Consider the following 2667-nt stretch of genomic DNA (forward strand, 5'->3'; position numbering starts at 1 on the left):
GCAATCAACACCGCCAGCAAGGCGGCGTAGATCAGCCACCGCATCGAGGCCGGGAGGCGTGAGGATGCCCGATCGGGCTGTGTATTCGAGCTACTCATGCCAACATCCTTGTCTTGCGGTTGTCTCGATCAAGACAAACAAGCTCCGCACACCTATGGTCGCCATACCGGCACTTCGATTATTGGCTCCGCGGCAACAGGGTCGGCGGGAGGCGGATAGTAGACCCCGCGGACGCCGTTCTCCGCCGGGTGATCCACCGAGCCGCGCTGCGTCCGGTTCGTGTTCCCCGCGTTGTCCAATGCCAGCGCCTCTTCGTGACTGCGAGGGGCGGCATACTGATGGGAATGATGAACGTAACGGCGGTAAAGGGCGTCATGGGCGTCACCGGCCATCCCCTCCGCCTCCACCCGCCGCAGCAGGTCGCGCAGTTCATCGCTCACCTTGTACCGATGACCCATGCCGCCAAGACGCTCCAGGCCTTTGAGAGGGACGCCAGACTCCACGGCAGCGGCGTGCATGATCTCCAGCGGATAATGGGCGAGCGACGGGTCGATATCACGCTCCCAGGTGAACAGGACGTACCAGTTGCTGGCGTCGCCGCGGCTGACCATCTCACGCACATCCGCCTGAATATCCAGCCCCGGCGCATGAAAGCGCTCGTGCAACCGCTCCAGGTGGGCGTCGATCGTCGCATCTCGCCGTCTCTCGTTCAGGTTGCGCAGCACCACAGCGGGGTAGTGAACCACGTCGGGCTGATCCGGGTAGCCACCCCCAACATCCGCATGGACACCAGGCATGACCTGCTCCTCGAAGTGGTCCGGCAGGGGGTCATCCGGGCCCGTGCGCAGCGATGTGGACGGGTAATATCCCCGTTTCTCGTGATACGCCGTAAGGTGCACAACGCGCTGAACGGAGTCCGGGGCGAGACCAAGCTCGATCCCGGTGTGCAGGCCGCGGGCGGCGATCGGGTTATCATTACTGCCGTTCCCCGGAATGCCGATTGACCCGACCGTATCGAACAATCCGGCAAACCGGAAAACCGGCTTGGACCCAGCAAAGTATCCCGGCTCGTTGACGGTCAGGTAGCGTACCTGATTGACGAAAGTGCGGGCCTGGGCGGCACCGCGGCTGAAGCCGAAGACGTCAATTACGACAGAGAGGGCGAGGGGGAACTGGCCAGAGAACCGCCTCAACTCGCCGATCACCTCCTGAATGCGCCGTCCGAAGCTAAACGCGATGCCGCGGTCCGCAAGATCCAGCGGGCCATCTGCATCGCCACCGACTCCGATGCTATAGACCTTCTCCATGAGCGCTTCGTCGTCACCCGGGTGCAATTCAGACAGCTTGCCGACATTCGTCGGCGCCCGATCATCACGTTTCGCGTCGTTGTAGAGGTTATTTCCGGTGCCGTCGAAAAAGGCCCCGAACTGGGGCGGGTCCACTGCAATGGTCAGGGTTACCGTGTCACGGGCGTCCTTGTCGTGGTCGAGCACATGGGCGGTGGCGTCGAGGCCGTTGTCCCGCAGGTGGGAGCGCAGGGCGTCACCGCCCCGTCGGAGCGTCTCAGACGGCACATCCCGGAACAGGTACTGACTCGCCAGGCCATTGCCGCTCACCCGCAGGGAATACAGCTCGTTCGGCTGCAGGCCGCCGAAACGCACGCTGCGGTCGCCATCCGCATCGATGTTGCGCTGGATGGAGCGGTGCTGGCTGATCAACGTCAGCCTGCGCGGTTCCGCGCCCTCATAGCCCCGAAGGCGAACGCGGAACTCCCCCTCTGCCTGGCTGGAGTTCTCATTGAGCGGGTAGAAGGACGCAACCAGGGCTTCCGAAGCAGGGGTAGCGGGCGATGAGGGTTGCTCCAAGGCCGCGGCACCGTCCCCCGGCAGCTGCATGCGCCGCACCGCGACCCAGTCGTCGCCCAGAACGGGGATGTCCAGCGCGCCCATTTCCTGCCACCGACCACGCCGCCGCACAAAGAACTGGGTCTGGGCGTCCCGGCGCAGCCGTCGCGCCTCTGCGCGATCCACGACGTAACACTGCCGCCAGTCCGTGACCCGGCTGCGGATATCAAGGGGCAGGTGCTCGATTCGCCGTCTGTGGCACTCGGGCGGATTCAGCGCCTGGAACAACCGGATCTCGGACTGCAGGGTCAGGGGGGCAGTCGGCGCAGGCGGCGACCGCAGTCCGAGCACAGTGGAAGGCTCCCGAGGCCCGTTCAACGAGGGGTCGGGTGCTTGATGCTGCTCCAGCTCCCGACGCCGACGCTGCAAAAAGTAATTGGGTGACGCCATGATAAACCTCCGTGTCTACCGTGAAATGAATGCGACAGTGTCTCCTCAAGGGTGCACATCGGCCTCGTCGATCGGCTCGCCTTGTGCCCGTGTAATCTTCTCCAGAACGCGGCCACTGACACTCCGCGCACGCGGGGCATTCGACAACCAGACCGTGAGACCACCGTCTGCCTCCACGCCGATAATCAGATACCGGGCCGAGTCCTTCCAGTCCATGCGCTCCCAGACAACCGGTGGCAACCGTGCCGCCCGGGCCGTAAGGTCCTCCGGCAGCTCCGCCTCCGCACGGTAAATGACGCCCGTGCTCTCATCCCGCCAGGCAATACGCACCGCATACGGCATCGGCTGGTTGTGATAACCCAATGTGCTCCCA

2 protein-coding genes are annotated in these 2667 nt (G+C 64.2%); both read right to left on the reverse strand.

The annotated features are described in order from the left end of the window. Positions 1-152: 152 nt before the first annotated feature. Positions 153-2294 (reverse strand): T6SS phospholipase effector Tle1-like catalytic domain-containing protein, encoded by a 2142-nt coding sequence (locus tag BMZ02_RS18610; protein WP_091646586.1) that lies wholly within the window; start codon positions 2292-2294, stop codon positions 153-155. Between the two features lie 45 nt (positions 2295-2339). After that, positions 2340-2667, reverse strand: a 328-nt coding sequence (locus tag BMZ02_RS19085) for a hypothetical protein (RefSeq protein ID WP_171909998.1), incomplete at its 5' end; no start/stop codon positions are given.

Origin of the sequence: Aquisalimonas asiatica, assembly GCF_900110585.1 — a bacterium.
In the GTDB taxonomy this organism is placed as follows: Bacteria; Pseudomonadota; Gammaproteobacteria; order Nitrococcales; family Aquisalimonadaceae; genus Aquisalimonas; species Aquisalimonas asiatica.

Excerpts from the sequence above, each read along its gene's own strand:
- BMZ02_RS18610 (WP_091646586.1), bottom strand. The coding sequence starts at position 2,294 with ATGGCGTCACCCAATTACTTTTTGCAGCGTCGGCGTCGGGAGCTGGAG.